This window comes from Photobacterium sp. S4TG1, from assembly GCF_036040035.1.
Lineage (GTDB): Bacteria > Pseudomonadota > Gammaproteobacteria > Enterobacterales > Vibrionaceae > Photobacterium.
In genome coordinates this window covers 63,325-87,969 of sequence record NZ_JAYXUH010000004.1, presented here as the reverse complement: position 1 = coordinate 87,969, position 24,645 = coordinate 63,325, and the positions used below count along the sequence as shown (strand labels likewise).

The following is a 24,645-nucleotide window of genomic DNA, read 5'->3' as shown; positions in this document are numbered from 1 at the left end:
AAATGGCCTTGATGGGGTTTAACCTTCCCATCAAAGCCATTTTTATTGTGTGTTAGTGATCAATTATTCATTTAGATGACGTTTAAGATCATCTTTAAGGTAATAATGTCCACGGATCACCAGCCGTTGGTGTGTTACCTTGGCTCCACCATTTAGCTTGATAGATTTTGTTTTGAAAGCTGACTTTATCGTTACCACCATAAACCGCAGTAGTACTCCATGTTGTAATATCTGCAGGTAAAGAAGTCGATGGTTTATCTGTTGTTGGTGGCGTTACTGTGTCATCAGCGAATGTTGCTTCCTTAATTAATTTCCATGGACCACCTAAGTCAGGTTGATTGCCTTGTGTCCACCATTGCGCTTCATAAATCGCACCTTTATACGCAACTTGTTCTCCGTCAGAATAGACTTTGTTTTCGTCCCAACTAGCCACGCCATCAATAGGAGGGTCTGTTGGATCTGTCGTGCCGCCCCCCGTGTCAGGGTCTAATTTATCAACCACACGCACGGCAGGCCAGTTTGCATGCGAACCATAGAAATTGGTCACACACTTTTCATAATCTCCTGCAACTAGAGCAGAATAAGCGGTTTGAAAACCAACGAGTTCACATTCAAAAGAAACACCGCCTGGGCGATCAGGATAATATTTCCAATTTGCATCCCAGTTAGTATAAAGCACATCGGTTGCGCCATTCAGATTCAAGCTGCCATAAGGTGTTTGCTGCCAACAAGTATTGGTTTCATCACTCTTTACAGGAATTTGGTAGTTTTCAACTAATCCTTCCCAATAACGAATACGGTTAACAGGTTGACCTTTATCTTTGTTTTGCTCGCCACATTCAATGCCGCCATTGATGACATTAATGGTGGTACCAAAACCATAACCGATGCCTGCATCTGTTTCACGCTGGGAAGGGACCCATGTGCGGTCAATTACATGTAACATGGCAGGTTTAGGCGCTTGTGGCGTTAAGAAGAACCAAATAGCAGAAGCTAAATTTAACCAAGAATCGGCAACCAACCCTGGGTTGTTAAGTAATACTGTCGCATCGCCGTCAAACATTACTTCAGAAAAAGCACCGTAATTAAAGTGGTATGAGAGTTGTTTTGCGCCACGACCAAAGTAGCCTTGACCTTCAGCACAAGGCCAGCGTTTATTTTGCCAATCATCTTGACCACAGCCAGTGGTATAACCTGGTTGACCTTCAGACCAGCCCATTTCGCGTACATGAACGAGAGCTTGTTGCCATTCTTCAAGGCCTAATGGGTTATCAGAGACGTTTTCAATGCTAATGTGGCCGCCTGTTTCTTGGGCAAAATGGGCAAAAGCCGTGACAATAGACTTCTTACAGATAGCATCAGCATCGCGGCCATCAGTATAATCACCACAGAATGCCGGGAACTTGCCAATTGCACGTAAAAAGCGGGTATAAGTATATTCAGGTGCCGCCATTTGAGTGAGGTAATTCCACTCTGTTTCAGGAAAAACACGCTCAACACGTTTTACATTATCAGGGTTAGTGCTTAGCCCTGGAAGAATCGCTTCAACGACGGTATTAGAAGCCGTTGCTAAAGCTTGCGCCCAAACATCGTACATCGGGTCCATTGTTTTTGCATTTTCAGCAGCAACAATTTCCGCACGTTCAATGACATAACCACCTGTAGTATCAGGGTCGGGTTGAGGCGTCATAGCATAACTGTTTGCGGCAAAGAGGCTGCCAATGATGATGGAGAGAGGGTGTAGTCTAGCCATTAATTCATACCTTTATTATTATAGTGCACGATAGTTGCTAATAAGGTTATCGGTATGTGGCGATATTATGCAATCACGGATTTTTAAAAGCGTGTTGGCGTGTGGAATTTTAGTATGCCTTTAAACATTTTTTGCATCGAAAATGATGTTTATGGCGATCTTTATCAATACTATCAGTTGAGAATAGACAAGGAGTGCGGTGATGATAAAGATAAAAAAAGCCCTTATAATCAGATGATAATAAAGGCTTTTAATTAGAAGATTAAGTATTGGCTAGCGTACTAAACATCTTGTCATTGGAATTTGCCGCAGGCATCGAACAATGATGATTGAAACACTTAACACCACAGGTACTGCAAACACACTGGCAATGATCGGGTCAATATTGAGTATGCTGATGATATTGAGGTAATAAATCACAATAAGTAGATGGCAAAGATAGATACCTAAAACGTCTTTGCTTAATGAATGAATGATTTTATAGTCACCTAAGTTAGGCTTAGCAAGTAAAATAAAGAAAATACCTAATGCCCACAATGGAGTACCAAACAGAAAATCATGGAAAAAAGCCCCATTTTCTAGCAATGATAGGTAATTAGCTTCACCAATAAATAAACAAAATCCAATAAGCATCATTACAATGCTGTATTTAATACTAACGCTGATATTACGACGGCGAACTTCAAATCCAAGCATGATCATGAAGGTGCTAAAAAAAGGGCCATTACGCGTAAATATCGGTGAGCTTAATTCTGTGAGCTGAGCATAACTTCCAGCCATTAGCCCAAAAATAAATAACACAGTTGCTACTGGAATAATCAACCGAGATAATTTCAATCGCAGTAAAACGGTAATAATAGTTAAACCACTGAGTAGCGCTGGAATATACCAAAGATGCACTAATCCACCTTCAAACAAGGTATTTAAAGGGGTTGTGAGCAGTTTTTGCCAATAGAATGTGCGCTCCGCCATATAACCTTCTGTGGCGACAAGATGAAAGTTAAACGGCAAAATAAGGTAAATAATGCTCCACAAAACCCACATGATGAGTAATGGACGCGCATAACGCCAGAGATAAGGGACGCGCTCGGCGGTTAAACGTGGTTGAATAAAATAACCCGCCATAATAAAAAATAATGGTACAGCAAACCGACTAATTTGATTGAGTCCCATGCCTAACAAAGGTTGGCCATCAAATAATGGCGCTTGCATGAAAATTTGGCTATGCAAAGCAACAATGGCAATAGTGGCAATAATTCGACCAAATTCAAAGCTGGCGATACGGTGTTGAGACATGACGATAAAACTCACAAACTAAAGTGGGGTCGAAATTATATGGAATTGAGGATTTTGTAAATTGTATTATGAAAGTGAATTACGTTATTGATCACAGAATTAAATATATGATCAATAGTAAGTAAATGCTTTAGCCATGAAGGAAAGTTAAAGAGGTAACAATATGGGATTAAAGTTACCTAAGTAATTAAATAAAAGCTGTTTTTATAATCCAAGTTGATCCAATAAATCCTGGTTAGCTTGGTCATTTTCAGTGCTTTTGTTATATGATACTACCGAATTTTGTTGTTGTTGTGCATCATAAGCAGTTTCAAAAATAGCATCTGGATCTTGCTCATCTACCTCAAATTCTTCTAATTGAATAAATTCAGTTTTGTCCATCGCTAACTCAAGGTAGAAAATATTATTCTTTTCTGTTGTAAAACTGACTCTACGTACCTGAGGGCGATCAAGGTTGGTATCAACAGAAAGAATGATTTGTTTATGTAATGCCAGCATTTTAGGTTGGTTTTGCGTAATTGAAATTTTTAATTCTCTGCCAATTTTGCCTGTAAAGTCACCAACAACTTGGTTCATTAACTCCCCTAAAATATTAGCGACATCATCAGCCGTGTGATGAATTGCAATATCTGTATCTGGAAACCCCATTCGTAGCATATAGTTTTGATAGAGTTCCATTGCTGCTGCAGCAGAGAAATTTGTGACAACTAATCCCGTAAAGCCACCATCAAATAAAACGAAGCAACCGATATCAGGTTTTAAACTTGTTTTATTGATTTTCTGTACCATCGGCGAATATTTAATGTGGCTTTCTGTTGCTCGGGATAATACATCAGCCAGAGAGTGACATAATTTAATTAAAATATCGTCGGTAGTTATCGTATGATTCTTTCGCATATGCAGGCCTGTAAAACGTATTTGTAACTAATAGATAAAAATTCAGTAGTTAAAAGCCGATAGTGATGCTGCTTTTATACTACAACTTTAAAGTGCAATAAGAGCTATCGGCTTATACGTTAAGGACTTAAATGGTTATTTGATTTTATTACGTAAATTTGGGTATTGTTAAGCAAAGCGCTCGTCTAAATACGCAATAATATCGTTTGACTCATACATCCAAGTCACTTGCCCATTGTCTTCAATACGTAAACAAGGAACTTTACGTTTGCCACCTTGTTCTAATAATTCTTGATCCCATGGTGAGCTTTTCGCATCGCGAGTCGCCAGCGGGATATTTAGACGTTTAGCGTGACGACGTACTTTTACACAAAAAGGGCATGTCTCAAATTGATAAAGTTGCATATTAGCAACTGCGGCATCAACTTCTTGCTGAGCAGTTTCAGATCGTTGCATACCGCGTGGAGAAAAAAGCGAATTGAGCATAAGAATAATTTTACCGACGAACCAACGAAGTGCTTTCATATTATTATCCAATGTTGATATAAAGTTAGTAGAGCGATTCTATTATAAAATATGCAGTGGGTAACTATCTTCTCAGGTATATAGTTAAAATATTATTAAAGTCGAATTCAACATAAAAGGGTGAATATTCATCAAATCCCCAAATTTACGATCCATAATACTATTTCACTTATATTTTTATGGTTATTTATTGGAACCAAGATCAATAATTAGATGTATGTCACTGAATGCATAATTTTACATTACTACATAATGTTGCTTTGCTTTATACTATCGCGAGGTCTATTGGGTAAGTGATTAGTCTGATGATTAACAATATAAATATTCTCATTTGTGACGATTCAGTCTTAGTGCATAAATCAATTACACGATTGCTACAATCATGCAGTAATGCCACTTTTTTCTATGCTGAAAATGGCAAAGAAGGTCTTGATTGTTTAAAAAATATTGATATTGATATTATGTTTTTAGATTTGACTATGCCAGTAATGGATGGTTTTGATGTAATGCAGTCTTTACCTGTTCGTGAATATAACACCACGATCATTGTATTATCTGCCGATGTACAGTTAACCGCAGTGGAAAGAAGCCTCGCATTAGGCGCTGATTATTTTTTATCTAAACCATTTAATCATGATGAACTGACTGAACTGTCGCAACGTTTAGGGCTAATTTTTGATAATGTTCAACCTATTGTTGCTAATCATCATTTAGAAAATAATTCGATTGAAGTTATGCGAGAATTAGCAAATATTGCACTCGGCCGAGGCGCAGCAATCATTTCTGATCACCTTGGCGATTTCATTAAAATGCCATTACCCAGTGTTGCATTTATGAAAAGTAGTGATTTATCAATGGCAATTGCAGATATTCGCAACGATCATGAATTAATCGCAATTACACAACGATTTGTGGGCGGTGGCATTCATGGTGAGGCTTTGGTTGAATTACACGGTCAAGATGTGCATTTATTTGGTCAAAAATTGGGGTTTAGCCAAACAGATGAATATAAAAATGAAGTCGTGATTGATATTGCCAATTTAATGGTTTCTTCTTTTTTAGTGGCACTATCAGAACAAATTTCAATTCCATTTTCTGTACGTCAACCAATTGTGCTAGAAGAATATATGAACCTGCATCATACACATTGTGATACACAGACTTTTTTCACTATTGAATATACCTATAAAGCAGAAATATTAGATGTTGAGTGTGAAGTCTTATTTATTATGGATAATCATTCTCTAGCAATTATTAATAATAAAGTTATGGAATCATTACATTGAACGAAATATCTTTAGCTGATTTTCATTTAACAATGCAAGTATTAGATAATCTTGATGCTGGCGTTGTGATATTAGATGAAAACTATAATGTTTGCGCATGGAATACTTTTATGCAGGCATACAGCGGTATTTCCAGTGTTCAAATAATGGGTAAATCATTGTTTGAAATGGTGCCTGATTTACCAGAATCATGGTTACAGAGCAAAATACAATCGACGTTTAAATTACGAATGCGATCATTTTCTGCTTGGGAAGATCGACCGTGGGTATTTCGATTTTTGAATTTTTGTCCTATTTCGGGCAGTTCAGATATCATGTTTCAAAATATGACTCTAACACCGTTACGCTCTCTTTCTGGTGAATATAACCATATTTGTTTAACAATCACTGATGTTACTGATATCGCTAAAAACAAAAATCACCTTCATGAATCAAATAAACAATTAACGCATTTAAGTATTACTGATCGCTTAACTCAGCTTTATAATCGGGGTCATTGGGAAAACTGTTTAGCGGATGCGTTTGAGCATTGTCATCAGACTCAAATACCAGCCACATTGATAATGTTTGATATTGACCATTTTAAACGAGTTAATGATACCTATGGTCATGTTGCGGGTGACGGTGTTATTAAAGTTATTGCTGATGTGTTACGCCGTACTAAACGTCAAACTGATATTGCTGGGCGCTACGGCGGTGAAGAATTTGGTATTATTTTGCCAGGAACGCCTGCTGAACTCGCTGGGTATTTTACAGAAAGATTGCGTAATCGAATTGAGCGAGAAACTGTCTTTGATGATCAGCGTGGCATTATTAATGTTACGATCAGCTTAGGTGTATGCGAATGGAATTCGACGTTAACCGATTATAAATCGTGGTTAGAGAAGTCTGATCTTGCATTATATGAATCAAAGAAAAGAGGCCGTAATACCACGACGATTATTAATAGTGATAATTGTTATAAAAACAGTAAAGGTGAGTTTATTTTATCGGATTGCCATGAACATATGCCCACAAAATAAACAATAGCGGGCTGGCAATCTTATAATACGGATAATGACTGTATGTTTCGTGGGGGTTTCGGTAACATGCACGCGTTTTCCTGTTTTTAGGTTAGTCGCTATGCGCATTCATGCTATACATACTCTTTATGAGGAACGTCTTGCACGTTCAACTCGTCCTTTTCTTGCTCGTGGCTGTAAAGTCCAGCGCTGCCGTCAGTGCATGTTACGTACGCATTTGTGTATTTGTAAACATCGCCCATTAGCGACATCAAATGCTGCGTTTTTATTGGTTATGTTTGATGATGAAATATTAAAACCAAGTAATACTGGTCGTTTAATTGCTGATGTATTTGAAAATACCTTTGCTTATATTTGGTCGCGCACGGCACCAAATGCAGAAATGCTGGCGTTACTTGACGATCCTCAATGGCAACCTTATGTTGTTTTTCCTGCTGAATATGCACCAGAGAGAGAAGTGACGACGGTGACGCTTGAAGCAGGTAAACGTCCGCTATTTATTATGCTTGATGGCAGTTGGGCTGAAGCGAAAAAAATGTTTCGTAAGAGCCCATATCTAGATCGTTTCCCATTATTATCTATTAATCCAGATAAGCCATCACGATATAAAATGCGCGAAGCATCAAAAGAAAATCAATTAGGTACGGCTGAAGTTGCTGCTCGTATTATTGATTTATTTGGTGAGCATTATAACGCTGAACTATTAGATTTATGGTTTGACGTTTTCCGTGAAAATTACATTGCAGGTAAAATGAATCGCACATTACCTGAGCAATCATCGCTATCAATATTGGAAAAATTTATGTCAACTGGTGAAAACACCCAATCAAAGATGTGATGTCAGTTGAATAATATGAGATATCATCAAAAAAATAACTGATGAATTGGGTTATAGATCACAGTCATTTTTTGCTTAAATGTGGATAATTTCCAGTATATTTAAAGAGTTATGAACTCACGGTGTGGTTTAACATTATTTGTAGGAGAATAGGATGTACTACGGCTTTGATGTAGGCGGAACCAAAATTGAATTTGGTGCATTTAATGAAAAACTAGAGCGTGTAGCCACAGAGCGCGTACCGACACCGAGTAGCGATTACGATACATTGATTGACACTATTGTTTCTATTATTACTGCCGCTGATGTGAAATTTGGTTGTGAAGGGGCTGTAGGTATTGGTATTCCGGGTATTGAGGATGCGCGTGATGGTACTGTTCTGACATCAAATATCCCTGCAGCTAAAGGTCGAACATTGCGTAAAGATTTGGAAGCTAAACTGGGTCGTAGTGTCAGCTTAGATAATGATGCAAACTGTTTTGCTCTTTCTGAAGCGTGGGATGACGAACATCAACATTCACCATCAGTACTTGGTCTTATTTTAGGGACAGGTTTTGGCGGTGGAATGGTTTTTGATGGTAAAGTCTTTTCAGGTTTGAACCACGTCGGTGGCGAGTTTGGGCATATGCGCTTACCGTTAGATGCATGGCTACATATGGGTGAGAATGCACCGCTGTTTGATTGTGGCTGTGGTCAAAAAGGGTGTATTGATAATTACCTATCTGGCCGAGGATTTGAACAAATATACGCGCATTATTATGGTGAAAAACTAAAAGCAATTGAAATTATCGAGCGCAATGCAGCGGGTGATGAAAAAGCACAACAGCATGTTGATCGTTTCATGGAAGTGCTTGCAATGTGCTTTGCGAATTTATTTAGTGGTGTTGATCCTCATGTGGTGGTGTTAGGTGGTGGTTTGTCTAATTTTGATTTGATTTATGAAGAATTGCCAAAGCGTTTACCTAAATACTTATTGTCTGTTTCACAAGCACCTAAAATTGTGAAAGCAAAACATGGTGATGCTGGTGGCGTACGTGGTGCTGCATTCCTTAACATTAAATAGCCATTATTGATCTGTAACGAATATTTATTGCGTAACTAAAAGTACTTCATAGTGAAGTACTTTTTTTTTGTGTTAAAATCCGCGCTTGTTTTCTTATGCCGCTATATTGGTATAAGCGTATTTATTGCAAGGAATACACTATGTCGTTTGAAACCCTTGGCTTTCACCCTAAATTACTGCAAGTTGTCGCAGAATTAGGTTATGAAAAACCAACGGATGTGCAATTACAAGCCATTCCATTAGCGTTAGCAGGGGATGATGTAATGGCTGGGGCTCAAACGGGTACCGGTAAAACAGCTGCATTTGCACTTCCTATTTTACAGCGCTTAATGACATTACCGTCATTGGTTGAAATGGGGGCTGAAGAAGCTAAACCTCAGCCAGGTGCGAAAATTCGTGCATTAGTGATCACACCGACACGTGAATTAGCCCAACAAGTTTATGATAGCTTTGTTGCATACAGTAAATACAGTGATTTGAAAGTGGCTGTTGCTTATGGCGGCACTAGTATGAATGTGCAAATTAAAGCATTGAGAGCAGGTGTTGATATTCTTATTGCGACACCTGGACGCTTACTTGACCATGTTTTTGTTGGCAATGTATCACTTGCGAATGTAGAAACATTTGTACTTGATGAAGCTGATCGTATGCTTGATATGGGTTTTATTATTGATATTAACCGTATAATGAAGCGTATGCCTGCTGAACGTCAGACATTATTTTTCTCTGCGACCTTTTCAAAACAAGTAAAGAAATTAGCGTTTAGTATTTTAACTGATCCTAAAATGGTCGAAGTGACACCTGATAATATTGCGGCAGATACAGTACAACAGATGGTGTATCCCGTAGATAAAAAGCGAAAATCAGAATTACTAGCTTATCTGATTGGTTCACGTAATTGGCAACAAGTATTAGTCTTTACTAAAACGAAGCAAGGCTCAGATCAATTAGCGAAAAGCTTAGGTTTAGATGGTATTAAAGCTGTTTCTATTAATGGTGATAAAAGCCAAGGTGCGCGCCAACGTGCGCTTGATGATTTTAAAGCGGGTAAGGTGCGAGTACTTGTTGCAACAGATGTTGCTGCTCGAGGGTTAGACATTCAACAATTAGAGTATGTTGTTAACTTTGATTTACCGTTTAATGCTGAAGACTACGTACACCGTATTGGTCGTACAGGACGTGCGGGTAATACTGGTCATGCGATTACGCTAATGACTTTAGACGAAGAGTGGGCATTAAAAGCGATTGAAGAACTATTGAATACTCGTTTACCGCAACAATGGCTTGAGGGCTATGAACCGGATCCAAGTTTAATTGAAACAGTTTCTGTTCATCGCGGAGCATCTGCAGAGAAACGTCGAGCTAAAGCAAAGAGTAAAGTACACCAAAACCGTGGAAAAAATTATCAACGTCGTCGTTAAATAAAAAGTTATTACTAACTCAAAATAGCTTAAAACACCGCTTCTAAAGCGGTGTTTTTTATTATTATGCAATCAATTTAACAAATGTTTGGTTGTAAGTATAAATCATCAATAAAATTAGTTGTTTGAGTTAATCTAGTCTGTTAATTTGTCGCCCGTAATTGTAGTTTTTTGCTTGTTTTTTTATAAGACATAGTGTTTTGAGGGATTTATGACGGGGTTAAATAAGTGGCTTCGATTAATTATCTTGTTTTTAGTTTGTTTTACAATTGCTAGTTATAGCTGGTTTCTACTTGGTGGTGCAAAAAAGGAATACACAATTACCCCAAAAAATAGTACGTACAGTATTATTGATGATTCTAGTCAAAATGGGGCAACAACCACAACGTTAAATATCAGTAATCGTAATGTATTATTAGAGTGTAATTTAGTAAATAAAGCCAAATGGCCATTTTGTGAAATTGCAGTTGCATTAACCGATGCTATTGATACTGGTTTTGATTTAAGCTCTTATGATTCAGTTGGACTTGATATTGATTATACAAGCCCACTTGAAGGAGAGCGCATTCGTATTTATTTGCGTAACTTTGACCCAACATATTCCAATATTGATGATCCATTGTCATTAAAATTTAATGCAATTGAATACACTCCTGGATCTAATCAAGGTTTACAAATTTTTCCACTAAGTTCATTCCAAGTTTTATCATGGTGGATTGCAGAGAATAACATTTCTGTTAATAAGTCGAGCCGACAATTTGATAATATTTCAATTATTGAAATAGCAACGGGAAGTTATGTTAAGGAATCGTACTACGCAATTAAATTAAACCGCTTAGTTTTTTATGGCACTCGAATCACTGAATCATCGTTAGTGAAGTTATTATTATTATTGTGGGTAGCAACCGCCACTATTGTTATTTTGATCGATCGTTTTGTTCTTAGCCAAAAAATTAAAACATCAGAAGAACGTAGCCAACGTTTACGAGATGCAAATCGCGTGCTTTATAATAAAAGCCTAAAATTTGAACATTTAGCGTGTACTGATTCATTAACGCGCATTAGAAATAGACATACGGTTATTGAATGGTTAGAAGGCATTGTTCTTCAAACACAACTAAATAAAATTCCTTTCTCTATGATATTTATCGATCTTGATCATTTTAAGACTGTTAATGATACGTATGGTCATAGTTTTGGTGATGAGGTATTAATTAAGTTTGCAGCGACAGTGGAGGGCTTAACACGTCGCTCTGATGTCTTTGTTCGTTGGGGAGGGGAAGAGTTTGTTATTTTCTGCCCTGAAACGAATATGAGTGTTGCTGTCGAAATAGCAGAGCAGATTCGAGAAACAATCATGACAAAAACATGGGGTTTTAATCAAGAATTTAGCTTAACATGCAGTTTAGGTGTGGCTGAGTTAGTTGATGAATCTTGTGAAGATTTGATAAGACGTGCTGATTTTGCGTTACTAAAAGCGAAAAAAATGGGGCGAAATAGAATTGAAATTAGTTGGGAACATCAACAACTTAAATAAGTAAATGCGTAAATAAAAAGCCGTGTATGCTATATGCTTATTTTTAATTAAAGCACATAGCATGCACGGCTTTTTGGTACCTATCTTTAAATTAGCTTTCTAGCACGATATGACCAGTAGCAACCATATAAATAGCAAAGATAGCTAATATTACCAACAACACTACAAAAATACGCTCTTTACCTACAAAAGAAGGCTGATTTTGTTCTTTTTTTGCTTTTATAAAGAAATAGAGACCAGGTAGATATAATAGAGACGCTAATAATAAGTGACTTAAACCAGAAGCATAAAGTAACCAAATACCGTAAATAGTCGAACCCAAGCCGATAAATAACAACATGCCGCGGTTTTTATTTTTGAACGCCAGTTTAAGTGTATATGCCGCAACAAGGAAATAAGGAACTAAGATCATTTCAGACGCAATAATCAGTAGTGAATTATAAGTACCACCAGCGTAAATCACTGCAAACAATGAAATTTGAATACAAACAATAGTTAAGTTTAGGGCTTTAATTGATGTTCCTGCACTATTTTCTTTAGCATAAGATTTTGGAAACATATTATTTTGTGCGGCAAGTAGGGGGGCTTCTGTTGCTAAAACCGTCCAACTTAAGAACGCACCACTTACTGAAACAAGTAAGCCACAGCCAATAATAATTGAGCCCCATGGGCCAATAACATGCTCAAGCACAATTGCCATTGATGGGTTTTGGAACTTTGCTAGTTCAGGGGTAGAAATAACACCCATAGAAAGTAGCGTTACGAATACATAAATAATAAGTGCAGTTAGTAAGCCTAAAATCGTAGCTCGGCCAATGTCACGACGATTACGTGCACGAGAGGAAACGATAACGGCACCTTCGACACCAATAAACACCCATACCGTAATCAGCATGGTACCTTTAACTTGACTAAGTAGATCATGTTGAGGGCCAAATTCTAAGCCAGTAAAATCAAAGGTAAATGTATGCCATTTAAAGGCAATTAAAGTAACAAAAATAAACAGTACGAGTGGGATTAATTTCGCAACCGTCGTAATCGTATTAATTGTTGCTGCGGTTTGAACTCCACGTCTTACAGATGCATAGACAAGCCATAATAAGACCGAGGCGCCAACAATAGATTGCCATGTATTACCCATGCCAAAAATAACATGGCCGGGTTTATCAAAAAACATGCCCAAAGTGCTAAATACAATAACTAGGTAAGACACATTGGCTAGCATAGCACTTAGCCAATAACCCCATGCAGAGCAAAAACCAACAAAGTCCCCAAAACCGGCTTGTGCGTAGCCAAATACGCCACTATTAATATTGGGTTTTAATAATGATAAAATTTGAAAAGACATTGCAAGGAATATCATGCCAACACCCGTAATGGTCCAGCCAATCATGACGGCAGCAGGACTTGCAACAGCGGCCATATTTTGTGGCAAACTGAATACTCCTGCACCTATCATTGAGCCGATTACAAATGCAGTTAATGCACCAAATCCGAGCTTATTATCCATTCTGAAACCTAGTATTTAAATTTGAATTCCCCTGATTATATGTATTTTCATTATGCGTAAAAGCTATTTTTACTATTTTTAATAATTAATTAAAAACAACTTCAAATAAAAATACTTTTTTTGTTTATATATCATTATTAATTTTATGTAATGTTAGAGTAATTGCAACTTAATAATAACATTATAGATTACAAAATAACTTAATGGAATGTTAATTGTGCTTTAACATTTTGATTTAGCACAAAAGCTAATGTCTTACTTTGTTCTGCTGCCATTGTAATTAATGGTGTATTAAAGGTTTCAATTTCACCTGCAACAATAACGGCAGAGCAATTTCCCATCTCTAATGCTTTAACCATTAGTAAATGTTTACTTTGATTTTTCATATTTTTAAGTAATAGCACTTTATTAATATCAATTCCTGCATTTATTAATAAACGTTTATCTAGTAATGCATCTTGTCCTATAAACATGATCCAGCGATTTTCTTGATTTGCTTGTTTTAGTAAGCGTAAGAAATAAGCCAATTGTGCTTGTTGTTGTTCGCTATAACTCACTTCAATAGGAACGATCCTTGGCGGAGATTGGCAAATACCTACATGAGAAGTCAATGTTGCTTTGTAAACATCAGAAGCTGTAGTAGATCCTTGAGTATGCATTAGTGATTTCATGGTGCCATCTCCGACAGTGGTTATATATACATGCTGTATGTACATACAGTAGTTTTAAAAGAGTTTGGATGCAAGCATTATTTATTGATATATAGTTGTTCAATATAAGCCAGTAAATAGATAATAGTTGATGATTTTTTATTTAACTTATTGTTATTTAAATGCTTTATTTTCTTTTTTTTGTTGTTTTATGACTTTTTTTTAAGGGGTTGCTAGAAAATAATAAGGTTACATTACAAAAATAGGCTGTATCTCACGTTTAAGTCATACAGTAGTTTTACTGACTGTTTGATGATTTATACAGTACTTAAAGTTGGGTTCTTATCAGTATGGGTTGCTATATTTAAAACAGTATTAATAAGATAGGAAAAGTGTATTGCGTATTATTGCTATTAAAATTTGATGACAGAACGCTAATTTATGAAATATACCAGTGAGAGACTTTTGTTTGGTGACGTATTATTATTGTTGTTATCGTAAGTAAAAGGACAATATGATGTCATCTGTTCCTGCTTCTAAAGACGCATTAGTGTTAGCGATTAATGATAGTTTTCTTAAATTAATGGATGATTATCGCTCGGTTCCTGACTCTCTTTCACGAGAGTGTGGTATTGACGGAAATATCAAAGGCACTACGATTAGTGTTTGTGATACTGCTGCTTATTTAATTGGTTGGGGACGGTTAATTCTTAAATGGTATGATTTAAGGGTTCAAGGTAAGAATGTAGATTTTCCTGAGACGGGCTATAAATGGAATCAACTCGGAGAGTTAGCGCAACACTTCCATGATGAATACCGTTTGTGGGAGTATAACGATTTATTAAATGAATTAGAAAAAACCACAAATAAGATATTGCTATTGATTCAGAATTTAACGGATTACGAACTATATCATCAACCATGGTATAACAAATGGTCATTAGGTCGAATGATTCAATTTAATACATCATCACCAATGAAAAATATGCGCATTAAAGTTAGACGTTTTAAGCTCTCTAGGTTGTCAGACTGCTCACAGTTTTAAACTGTCTAAATATACAGTTGTTTCGTTGATCTTTATAATCTGCAATCTCAATTTAACGCAGTAAATTAAAGTAATGGATCACACCTTAGAAACAGGTATACGAGAACTTGTTGACGCATTCATTGTCGATGGAAAGCGTTGTCCAGCGAAGCAAAATATAGCTGAAAGACGGTCTGGATATATAGCCAGTACAGCGTTAGCGGGCGTGAGTCCTTGTATGGCTCATGAGTTTATTGATGATCTAGATGGTATTCTGGTAAAAGTTTATAAGCCTACTGATGAAATTAACTTACCTATTACTGTTTATTTTCACGGCGGTTGTTTCGTAAGCGGAGGCTTTGAGACGCATGATATTCAGTTAAGACAAATAGCTCATTTATCAAATACGATTGTAATTTGTATAAAATATCGTTTAGCTCCTGAGTATATTTACCCTGCAGCGCATGATGATGTATTTAATGCAGTTTTAAAAATAAAACAAGATGGGGAAAAATATGGGGCTAATACTGAGGATATTATTTTTGTTGGTGACAGTGCGGGAGGGCAATTAGCATTAGCGACGGTGCTTCGTTTAAAAAATAAGAAGTTATGGTTGCCTAAAAAACAAATTCTTATTTATCCAATGCTTGATCCTTTTGGTCGATCTGACAGTTATTGCCAAAATGGCATCGATTTTGTTGTTACTGGTGAAATGTTACTTTCAGGATTTAGAATCTATGCTGGTAGTTCAGAAATTTTAAGCAATACAGCAGAGCTTAATCTTTTAGTGTCTAATTTTAGTGGACTGCCTCAAACATTTATTGTTACTGCAGAGTTTGATCCTTTACGTGATGAAGGTGAACTGCTATTTAAATTACTTTTATCCCAAGGGGTAGAGGCATATTGCGAGCGTTATTTAGGCGTAATACATGGGTTTTATCAATTGGCCGGTGTGAGTCAGTCCGCTAAACGTTGTATATTGAATTTAGCGAACGAAATTAAAAGATGATATAGATGTTTCCGTGTATAAAAGGGGCATTAAGAATTTGAAATAATAAATTAGATAGGTGTGGCATGAGTGTAGTAATACGACAAGCAACTATTGATGATGCTCAAGGCATTGCAAATGTTCTTAACCCTATTATTACTGAAGGTTTATATACAGTATTAGATACTACTTTTACAGAGAAGGAAGAAAAAGCATTTATTCAATACTTTCCTGAACAGGGTATTTTTACGGTAGCGTTTTGCTCTGATCAAACAACAGTGATTGGTTTTCAAAATGTAGAGCCATTTGCATCATATACAAAAGCTTTTGACCATGTGGGTATTATTGGTACGTTCATTGGCAGCAATAGTAGAGGACAAGGTGTGTCTCATTTATTATTTCAAGCTACGTTTGAGGCTGCAAAACATAAAGGATATGAAAAACTGTTTGCTTATGTTCGTAGTGATAATGAGCGTGCATTAGCCGTATATCAAAAACAAGGCTTTGAAATTGTAGGTACTGCTAAAAACCATGCAAAAATTAATGGTTTATATATTGATGAGATCTTGATTGAGAAATTTTTGTAATCTTAGCAATGATAATCCATTATAACTCATGTGGCAGATATTTTTTAAGGTATTTGTCACGTCACGTTGGAAGTGTTTAAATTTTTGATACACGAAAAGATATCCATAAGTTACCGTTAGTTTATGAAAAATAATAATTATGTTTTAGATGGCATTGCATTATCTTTAAATCGATATAATAAAAAAAACAATTAAAGAAAGGTAATATAATGTTAAATAATCCAATGATTTCATTAATGGTTAATTTTATTGATTTACAATCAGATCAAAATATTCTACCTGTAAGAAAATATATTACAGCTGATAGCTTATCTTATTTACCAAAAGTTGGTGATGTTTTAGCTGTAGAAATTGATATTGACAGCCAGCTAGCAGTCTCTTTATCAATCAATGATTTACGATTTTTCAAGAATACTCATGAGCAAGCACAAGTACCTGCTAAATGTTATATTGTAAAACAAATAACAACTAAGTTAATGGTCAATGATGCATGTGATAATGTTGATTATTTATTAGAAGAAGTATCTTTTGTTGCAGCAAGAGAAATACTAGTTAAATAAGTATTAAATAAAACAATAGGATTATGATCAAGAAGGAATGATTCTTTTTGAATAATGATCAATTTGAAATATTTATTGACCAATGAGTAAACTATTATAACTTACTCATTGGTATTTTATAACACAGAAACGTGATGTGACTTTATAGCCTAAACAGTTCAACTCGAAGGTGACTCTCATCTTCATATGCAATTACAGATTGAAAATAGCCACTTTGGTCAATTGCTGCAGAAAATATATCTTTATGCTCACTACTACCAATAAATAAAATCTGAGTTGATTTTATCATCAATCCATCATCATCAAAACTAGATGTTAAGTCTTCATCAACTACACATACCAATACTTTACCAAAACGTGCTTTAAGGTTGATATTGTGTGCCAGAGAATATTGCACTTGTGTATGTAATTGAGCTTCAACATCTTCAATGAGATCAACAAAGCGATATAGATCTGTAGAGCTAGTTTGTAACATCCGCTCACGATCATTATTAAGTATGGATTCTAGACATGCGCCAGTTTTTCTACCACGTAATAACCAACTTTTTGTTGATTTTTTAGCCTTGCGGTATCTTTCATTCTTGATAATTTTCTTTAGGTACTGAACAAGTAGGTTGTTTTGCTCAGTCTGTGTTAGCCGCTTATCCAGTTTTTTAAACTCTAGATGAAGTAAGGCATTCGTACTAATATCGAGTAGCTGTTGAGACTGGTTCATTAGTGTACCGAGTTGGAGCGGGTTTGATCATAATATCATACTATTACTGAAGTAAGATAATAGATAAATGCGTTAATTGTAAATTATAGAAATTAGCGCAATCATTTATTATATCTAATGATATCACGCTCTTTAATGCTCTTAAGCATACTTTGTTTTGTTAGCAGCTCCAAACGGTATACTGTGAGGATTATGTTTTTTATTAATAGTGGTTAATAATAAGTGTTATTTGAGTGTTAGGTAACAATCTAGAGCCTCAAATAAAGTGTCAATTTCATTAAAAGTATTGTAGTGCATAAACCCAATACGAATAACTCCCCCTTTATTGATGAGGCCTAATTGCTCACATAAACCTTGCGCATAAAAACTCCCATGCCAAACACAAATGTTTTGTTTTCCTAATTCATTAGCAATATCTGCTGGTTGAAAAGCATTAATACGGATAGCAAAGGTGGGAGTACGTTGTTTGTAATGTGGTAAGCCAAAAAGTTGAACATTATTATAACGCAGCAATTTTTTAATAAAGTAGTGGCTTAGTGTTTGTTCATAGGCTTGGTAATGATCAAAGCTACGGCTTAAATGCTGTCGTAATGTTAATGCTTGTGTATCTAAGGTTCGACTATAATGCGCTAAATAATCGACCGCAGCGATAAATCCTGCCAGGCTTTCAAAATTTTGGGTGCCTGTTTCAAAACGTGCAGGACCATTATTAGGCGCGGGTTCTACTTTATAAGGGCGTAACGCTTGAATCCATTGTGGTGCAATATAAGCAATACCGAGGTGAGGACCAAAGAATTTATACGCAGAACAGACTAAAAAGTCACAGCCTAATGCTTGCACATCAATTAATCGATGTGGTGCGTAATGCACTGCATCGACATATACTTTAGCACCGACAGCATGAGCTGCTGTAATAATACGTTGCACATCAATAAGTGATCCTGTCACGTTTGAAGCATATGTTATTGCGACTAGTTTAGTTCGAGGTGTCAGAAGGGCATTGAAATGATCGTAATCTATATCACAGTTAGTTTCATTTATTCGTACTTGATGTACTGTTGCTCCTTTATCTTCGGCTGCTTGTCGCCAACTTGAAACATTTGAATAATGATCGAGTGCTGTAACTATGATTTCATCATCTTCTTGCCAATCACGACTGATCGTTCGACTTAATTGAAAAGTTAGTGTGGTCATATTCGCACCAAAGACCATGCTATCTGCTGTGGGGGCATTAACAAATGTTTGTGCAATATGGCGTGCTGTTGCCATTAACGCCGATGTTTCAATACTAGAAAAAAAAGCCCCACCTAAATTTGAATTGAAATGACCTAAATAGTGACTCATTGCATCTAGAACAGATTGAGTAACTTGTGATCCACCTGGACCGTCAAAGAATAAAACTGGTTGGCGGTTAATACACTGATTGAGTGCGGGAAATAATGGCCGTACCTTCATAGGATCAAATGCCATGTTTGATCTCCTTTGTGGTGAGCACAAACACATCCCAATAACCTTGTTGGTGTTTTTTTATTGCTTTAATGGGGTGAGCGTTATGCCATAAAATATCGTCAGCTAAAATTGCCATTTCACCATGTTGTAAGGTAGTACAGAGAAAAGGTGATGCTGTTTTATCTTTATAAACTAAGAACTCCCCACCATTAATATTGTGGCGATCAATACCGATCACGGCAATATGCTCAAATCCATCTTGATGAATACCTTCAGGAGAAGTCGGTGTTTCACCGTTGAGTGCCGCAATACGCATTTGATGAATTTCAATCGGTTGATCATTTGGTAAGGCGTTAGCCTGTTGAAACAATGCGCACATTTCTAACATACCACTGCAATGAATAAGAGCTTCATCTAATGCTTCAAAGTGTCGTACAACATCGCCTTGAAAATGATTTATATCATTAGACTGTACGAAGTCAGTCGGCGGTAGGTGCTCTATTTTACCGTTATGGATTCGTACAATGGAATAACGACGTAAACGGTACTCGCCATCAGCATGTGGAGTGTGAGGTAAATATTTAAATGAGGGAGCAAGTTCAGTTACCGCATGATCACTAAGTTGTGTTAGTTGTAAGTTACACACCAATGGCATGTTCATCATACTTCTCCTGTTGCTTTGCTACTTATAATTAAGGTTGTCTATAAAACTGAATATTACAAATTTAATCGACTATATAATTATATAAAAAGTCAAATATGAAATATTAATCTGATTATTTGCTTATTAATGAATTTTAATACTGTATCAATACGTGATTCTCATCGTGTTTGAATTGAAAAATCCTGATAACTAAGAAAGTGCATTTGAGGCAAACAGCACGATAGTCGTAAAGTTGATACATGTAAAAATAGGCATATGTAACAATATATGTCTTTTATTTTAAAGGCTGTTTTTTTAATTGTTGTATATCAAATGCTTATTGTAAGTATAACTTTTACTTGTGCTTGTCATGGGCGAATCAATTTCTTATCAATTGTATGAGTTCGGTATATTCCGCGCATAAATATGAAAACGATAGCGTTGTTATTTTTTATACGCTCAATATATAGACGCTACTTTTATTAATAAAAGAGATCAACATGCCTTTAAAATTAAACAAAATATCATTAGCCGTCGCGCTTATTGCAACAAATTTTGCCGTTATTGGCAGCGTTAGTGCGCATGGTTGGGCTGACTTCCCACCATCGCGTACTGAAGTTTGTGATCGTGATGGTGGCTATTGGCAAAATAAAATTCCTAATGCTGCATGTCAGGCTCTTTGGGATAAATCAAATGCCTTTCCATTTACACAAAAAAATGAGAATGCGGCATTAACGGCTGATTACAACAATATTGAAGCGGTAAAAAAACAAGTCGTCGATGGTTTATTATGTGCTGGTGGCGATCAGAAAAAAGCAGGGCTAGATATTCCGCATAATGAGTGGCAACAAACAGAAGTGGTTGTTGATGCTAATGGTGAGTTTGATTTTAAATGGGTTGCTACTGCGACTCATAATCCATCATTTTGGCAGTTTTACATCACTAAGCCTGATTACGATCAATCACAACCATTAACGTGGAATGATCTAGAGCTAGTTGATGAAGTAGGTAATGTTGAGCCGACAGAAGCAACACCTTATGATACTTATAACTTTAAAGTGAAATTACCGACAGATCGTATGGGTGAAAAGGTCGTTTTATTCTCTCGTTGGCAGCGAATTGATCCTGCAGGTGAAGGTTTCTATAACTGCAGTGATATTACGATTAAACAAGGTAATGGTGAGATAATACCGCCACCACCTGTTGTTGAAGGCGATTTATTCCCAATATCAGGTTTCTTTGTTAAGCCTGGTTTCTTGCCTGTTGTCGGTGATACTGTTCGTTTCCGATTAATGGCTCCGGTTACAGGTGCTGAAGTGGTTGATCAGCGTTTAGTGATCACTGCTGCGAATCAAGCGACATGGGCTCAAACATTAGCAGAGCAAGTCAACGCGTTAGCATCAGATAAATTATTTATTGGTGTTTGGAACCAAGCTGCCGCTAAATATGAATTTAATACTAAGAATATTCATGCCAACCAAGTATGGGTAGAAGCTGAAAAGTACGGTTTTGCATTAAGTATTTTCAAAGATCTTGAGCCATTACCGCCAGTTGTGGATCCTGAATTACCCGATCCTGAGTTACCTGAAGGTGGCTGGAGTAAGTCTGTAACCTATATTGCAGGTGATAGCGTAATACATAACAATAAAAATTGGAAAGCGGGCTGGTGGACACAAGGTGAAGAACCGGGTATAGCAAATGTATGGACACAAATACTAACGGAAGGTGAAATCCCTGACGTTTCAGCTTGGTCTGCTGCTAAAACATATAATGAAAATGATGTTGCTATTCATAATGGTATTCAGTGGAAAGCACATTGGAATACGGTTGGTGAAGAGCCAGGAACAACAGGCGAATGGGGTGTATGGCGTAAGCTGTAATCTTACCATATAGCCAAGTATAGAAGGCCTGCCGTTGTGCAGGCCTGTTTGTTTTTATTGTTCTTTAACGATGCGAAAGCTAATGGTTTGTTGCGGTTTACCTTGTAGTTTTACGATATAACTGCCCCATTCATGGGTATTTACATGATGTAAAACGAGATTTTTCTCAAGACAATAGTTATTAGTAATGTATTGGCCTTTTATCTCGGCATCCCTAATAGTGAATGAGATATTAGGATTGCTCGCAAATACCATCTTTTGATTCCATTCTTTGATAGCTAATTGAATATAAGCTTGGCCTTTCTCATTAAGGGTTAATGCATAGCCTAATGAGGTATCAAAAATTTGCTCAAGTTGGATTGCTTCTTCAGCAGTACTCGCAGTTGTTTGGTGTTGAGGCTTGATATCGCAGATTGCTTTATAAGGTGTGATAAAGTAGGTATTTCGCCCTTGAATTTCAGCCTCAGAAGGCAGTAGAGGTGCTGCTATTGCAGTAGAACTAGCGATAATGGGAATTAAAGCTGATAATGTTTTTTTCATTATATTAATCTATTTTTGAAGTGGAAAAGGGGCAATACAATCTGGTAAGTCTTGTTTTGTTTTTAGTGGAACAATTTGGCAAAAAGGGTTTTGATGCTTAGGATCGTTACTCATATCCCGTGTATTTAAGCTTGAAAGAAAAGCCAATAGGGCCTTTTTTTCTGCAGTTGTTAATATAAAGCCTTGCAGGCGAGGATCTTTATTTGGATGTAGACGTCCATCACCAGTATTTGGACCAATAGCGATCACTCTACCACCCGCAGCATAACTATCGATTACCGCTTCAAGATGGTGAAAACTACCATCATGCCCCCATGGTCCAGTGTTAGTGACATTAATCAACGATGGAATACGAAATTTACCATCATCAAATGGTTGCTGAGTAAAATGCCGTAGACCCATTTCTTGAGAAGGGTAATTATAAATGCCTGCTTTGTTTTTAATACCATACAGACCAGTATTAAAATAAGGTTCATCATTAGTTTGAGCCTGGTTTAGTAAAGGACCGTTATGGCATTGAGAACAGCTAAGTCGTTGACTTGTAAATAGCGCTAACCCTTGTTGTTGTTGATCATTAAGCGCTGTTTTATCACCATTAATAAATGCGTGATAGGCCGTATTGGTATCTGTAATCGTTGCAACATATTGGCTGAGAGCGATGAGCACATTGGTGGTTGTTATACGACTATCACCAAAACTAGCCCTAAAAAGAGGCTCATATAACGTTTTTACTTGTTGTAGCCGTGTAAGTAGTAATGCATCAGTCATTCCCATTTCTGGCGGATGTAATGAAAATAACGGTAATTTAATCGTCTCTTCCAACGTTGTTAAATGGGGTTGACGCTGCATAAATGTTGTTAGCATGACGCTGTTTAGTAGTGATGGTGTATTTAATGTGGTTGGGTTGCCATTAATATCAGGAACCTTAGCAAATCGGTTTGTCCAACCTAAATCGGGAGCATGACATAAGGCACAACTACGATTACCTGTTTTAGAGAGTCGATTATCATTAAATAAATACCGACCTAATGTCTGCGTAGCGATAAGTTGAGTGCCATCAAAGTACTGTTGAGTTGCAAATGTAGGTGAGGCCAGTGCTAAGAGTAAACTTAATAATATAAATGGAACAGTATGGAAGATAACACCCATGATCAACATCAAAATTCACTTAAAGAGGTGCTGATTGTAAATGAGAAAGTTTCAGTAAGCATGTGATTTTATGTATCAAGTTGCAACAAAAAATGTGGAAAAAGAATTAAGTGATCTCTCTCTGTTTTTGATATTAATCAAGAAAGTATTGTTAGAAAAAAAAGGCTTACTTATGCTAGTTTAGCCTAACAATATCAAGGAGATAAGCCGTGGACGTTAACCCTGAAGATAAACTACATAGCCAACAGGTTTATGTTTGTGATGATGCACTTGCAGAACGACAATTATCGTGCCTAGAAATCCTTTATGATTTTAACCATACTCGACCTTCTGAGATAAAAAAACGTACTCAACTTATGCAGCAATTGTTTGCTGAAATAGGTGATGGATGTTACATAGAACCACCTCTTCATGCTAACTGGGGGAAGCATACGCACTTTGGTCAAAATGTGTATGTGAATTTCAATTTAACCTTGGTTGATGATACTCATATTTATATTGGCAACAATGTTATGATTGGCCCTAATGTGACTATTGCAACAGCTGGGCATCCGATTGATCCTCAGCGTCGTCAGCAGGTAACACAATTTAATATTCCAGTGACAATTGGGAATAATGTTTGGATCGGAGCAAGCTGCGTTATTTTACCGGGTGTATCAATTGGGGATAATACGGTAATTGGTGCTGGCAGTATTGTGACAAAGAATATTCCAGGTAATGTCGTTGCAATGGGAAATCCATGTAATGTAAGTCGTGAAATTAATGAAAACGATAAAATTTATTTTTATAAAGATAAGCGGTATTAAAATAATTAATAGTATTTATAAATTTAAATAAGACTAGGGCCATATAAGAGGCATGTATTATTGAATCGATATTATTATCTCTTGAATTTTTTTATAAATATCAGAAGAGTCACCAGTTAATATTGATTCTATTTTACTCTCTTTATCTAGCAATTTTACTTTTTCTAATGTGATATATTGCTGATCTTTTCGAATTTGAAATCGGTCTTGTAATAATGATTGACTCATAACAATATTTGCTTTGAAAACAGCGCGATAGACGCCATTTAAAGGCATGTTACTCATGTAAGTTGTCCTTTGATATTTGTATTTTTAAGGTAATGCCTTATAGATGCCAATAGTCAGATTGTGCTGACCCCATGAATTGTAGACAACTACAAACAATATTTAAAGGTTTGTAATCACAAAAAATGAATTTAAATCTTTTTGATGCCTTATATATTTAATGTTATATAAGATACAAGAATAGATAAAATTATTTCATTACAATAAATTATTAATAAAAA

General features: G+C 36.4%; 24 protein-coding genes. 12 read left to right on the top strand and 12 right to left on the bottom strand.

What is annotated here, in order from left to right; all coding sequences use genetic code 11:
- Positions 1-94: 94 nt before the first annotated feature.
- From VXS03_RS07370 to VXS03_RS07355, 4 genes are all read right to left on the bottom strand, one after another.
- A complete protein-coding gene (locus VXS03_RS07370) occupies positions 95-1,753 on the bottom strand; it encodes a chitinase (RefSeq protein WP_327762938.1) in 1,659 nt (552 codons plus the stop codon).
- A 273-nt stretch (positions 1,754-2,026) separates the two neighbouring features.
- Entirely contained in the window at positions 2,027-3,049 is a 1,023-nt protein-coding gene (locus VXS03_RS07365) for an acyltransferase (protein WP_327762937.1), read from the bottom strand.
- Between the two features lie 204 nt (positions 3,050-3,253).
- Positions 3,254-3,946: a DUF3334 family protein gene (locus VXS03_RS07360; protein ID WP_327762935.1), complete on the bottom strand. Its 693-nt coding sequence runs from the start codon at positions 3,944-3,946 to the stop codon at positions 3,254-3,256.
- A 168-nt stretch (positions 3,947-4,114) separates the two neighbouring features.
- Positions 4,115-4,471, bottom strand: a complete 357-nt coding sequence (locus VXS03_RS07355) for a glutaredoxin family protein (protein WP_327762934.1) — start codon at positions 4,469-4,471, stop codon at positions 4,115-4,117.
- A gap of 305 nt (positions 4,472-4,776) precedes the next feature.
- On the opposite strand from VXS03_RS07355, the gene VXS03_RS07350 reads away from it, so the two are divergent.
- The 6 genes from VXS03_RS07350 (at position 4,777) to VXS03_RS07325 (ending at position 11,638) form a co-directional block, all read left to right on the top strand.
- Positions 4,777-5,757: a response regulator gene (locus tag VXS03_RS07350; RefSeq protein WP_327762933.1), complete on the top strand. Its 981-nt coding sequence runs from the start codon at positions 4,777-4,779 to the stop codon at positions 5,755-5,757.
- Positions 5,754-6,779 (top strand): GGDEF domain-containing protein, encoded by a 1,026-nt coding sequence (locus VXS03_RS07345; protein ID WP_327762931.1) that lies wholly within the window; start codon positions 5,754-5,756, stop codon positions 6,777-6,779. Before VXS03_RS07350 ends, VXS03_RS07345 begins: the two co-directional genes overlap by 4 nt.
- Before the next feature lie 100 nt (positions 6,780-6,879).
- On the top strand, positions 6,880-7,617 hold the full coding sequence (locus VXS03_RS07340; protein WP_327762930.1) for a tRNA-uridine aminocarboxypropyltransferase: 738 nt from the start codon (positions 6,880-6,882) through the stop codon (positions 7,615-7,617).
- Between the two features lie 154 nt (positions 7,618-7,771).
- Entirely contained in the window at positions 7,772-8,680 is a 909-nt protein-coding gene (gene nagK, locus VXS03_RS07335) for an N-acetylglucosamine kinase (RefSeq protein WP_327762928.1), read from the top strand.
- A 140-nt stretch (positions 8,681-8,820) separates the two neighbouring features.
- Positions 8,821-10,101: a DEAD/DEAH box helicase gene (locus VXS03_RS07330; protein WP_327762927.1), complete on the top strand. Its 1,281-nt coding sequence runs from the start codon at positions 8,821-8,823 to the stop codon at positions 10,099-10,101.
- 211 nt (positions 10,102-10,312) lie between these two features.
- Positions 10,313-11,638: a GGDEF domain-containing protein gene (locus tag VXS03_RS07325; protein ID WP_327762926.1), complete on the top strand. Its 1,326-nt coding sequence runs from the start codon at positions 10,313-10,315 to the stop codon at positions 11,636-11,638.
- Between the two features lie 91 nt (positions 11,639-11,729).
- Here the strand turns inward: VXS03_RS07325 and VXS03_RS07320 are convergent, their stop codons facing one another.
- Positions 11,730-13,148, bottom strand: a complete 1,419-nt coding sequence (locus VXS03_RS07320) for a basic amino acid/polyamine antiporter (protein WP_327762925.1) — start codon at positions 13,146-13,148, stop codon at positions 11,730-11,732.
- 200 nt (positions 13,149-13,348) lie between these two features.
- A complete protein-coding gene (locus VXS03_RS07315) occupies positions 13,349-13,819 on the bottom strand; it encodes a cell division inhibitor SulA (protein ID WP_327762924.1) in 471 nt (156 codons plus the stop codon).
- Between the two features lie 496 nt (positions 13,820-14,315).
- Between VXS03_RS07315 and VXS03_RS07310 the strand changes: the two genes are divergently transcribed.
- The 4 genes from VXS03_RS07310 (at position 14,316) to VXS03_RS07295 (ending at position 16,957) form a co-directional block, all read left to right on the top strand.
- A complete protein-coding gene (locus tag VXS03_RS07310; RefSeq protein ID WP_327763131.1) occupies positions 14,316-14,843 on the top strand; it encodes a ClbS/DfsB family four-helix bundle protein in 528 nt (175 codons plus the stop codon).
- Between the two features lie 73 nt (positions 14,844-14,916).
- Complete coding sequence (locus VXS03_RS07305; protein ID WP_327762923.1) at positions 14,917-15,831, top strand: alpha/beta hydrolase; 915 nt, start codon at positions 14,917-14,919, stop codon at positions 15,829-15,831.
- 65 nt (positions 15,832-15,896) lie between these two features.
- On the top strand, positions 15,897-16,397 hold the full coding sequence (locus VXS03_RS07300; protein WP_327762921.1) for a GNAT family N-acetyltransferase: 501 nt from the start codon (positions 15,897-15,899) through the stop codon (positions 16,395-16,397).
- Between the two features lie 209 nt (positions 16,398-16,606).
- Positions 16,607-16,957, top strand: a complete 351-nt coding sequence (locus tag VXS03_RS07295; RefSeq protein ID WP_327762920.1) for a hypothetical protein — start codon at positions 16,607-16,609, stop codon at positions 16,955-16,957.
- A gap of 142 nt (positions 16,958-17,099) precedes the next feature.
- Here VXS03_RS07295 and VXS03_RS07290 read toward each other — a convergent pair whose 3' ends face one another.
- The 3 genes from VXS03_RS07290 to VXS03_RS07280 all read right to left on the bottom strand — a co-directional run bounded on the left by VXS03_RS07290 (position 17,100) and on the right by VXS03_RS07280 (position 19,782).
- Complete coding sequence (locus tag VXS03_RS07290; protein ID WP_327762919.1) at positions 17,100-17,672, bottom strand: DUF2913 family protein; 573 nt, start codon at positions 17,670-17,672, stop codon at positions 17,100-17,102.
- Positions 17,673-17,897: 225 nt separating this feature from the next.
- A complete protein-coding gene (locus tag VXS03_RS07285; RefSeq protein ID WP_327762918.1) occupies positions 17,898-19,142 on the bottom strand; it encodes a cysteine desulfurase-like protein in 1,245 nt (414 codons plus the stop codon).
- A complete protein-coding gene (locus tag VXS03_RS07280) occupies positions 19,132-19,782 on the bottom strand; it encodes a 2OG-Fe dioxygenase family protein (protein WP_327763130.1) in 651 nt (216 codons plus the stop codon). Before VXS03_RS07280 ends, VXS03_RS07285 begins: the two co-directional genes overlap by 11 nt.
- Positions 19,783-20,264: 482 nt before the next feature.
- Between VXS03_RS07280 and VXS03_RS07275 the strand changes: the two genes are divergently transcribed.
- Entirely contained in the window at positions 20,265-21,644 is a 1,380-nt protein-coding gene (locus tag VXS03_RS07275; protein ID WP_327762916.1) for a lytic polysaccharide monooxygenase, read from the top strand.
- Between the two features lie 54 nt (positions 21,645-21,698).
- Here VXS03_RS07275 and VXS03_RS07270 read toward each other — a convergent pair whose 3' ends face one another.
- Both VXS03_RS07270 and VXS03_RS07265 read right to left on the bottom strand, forming a co-directional pair.
- Positions 21,699-22,184, bottom strand: coding sequence for a hypothetical protein (locus VXS03_RS07270; RefSeq protein ID WP_327762914.1), 486 nt, complete (start codon positions 22,182-22,184; stop codon positions 21,699-21,701).
- Positions 22,185-22,193: 9 nt separating this feature from the next.
- Positions 22,194-23,342: a cytochrome-c peroxidase gene (locus VXS03_RS07265; protein WP_327762912.1), complete on the bottom strand. Its 1,149-nt coding sequence runs from the start codon at positions 23,340-23,342 to the stop codon at positions 22,194-22,196.
- Positions 23,343-23,542: 200 nt separating this feature from the next.
- On the opposite strand from VXS03_RS07265, the gene VXS03_RS07260 reads away from it, so the two are divergent.
- A complete protein-coding gene (locus VXS03_RS07260) occupies positions 23,543-24,139 on the top strand; it encodes a sugar O-acetyltransferase (RefSeq protein ID WP_327762911.1) in 597 nt (198 codons plus the stop codon).
- Between the two features lie 57 nt (positions 24,140-24,196).
- Here the strand turns inward: VXS03_RS07260 and VXS03_RS07255 are convergent, their stop codons facing one another.
- Positions 24,197-24,424 (bottom strand): hypothetical protein, encoded by a 228-nt coding sequence (locus VXS03_RS07255; protein WP_327762910.1) that lies wholly within the window; start codon positions 24,422-24,424, stop codon positions 24,197-24,199.
- Positions 24,425-24,645: the final 221 nt, after the last annotated feature.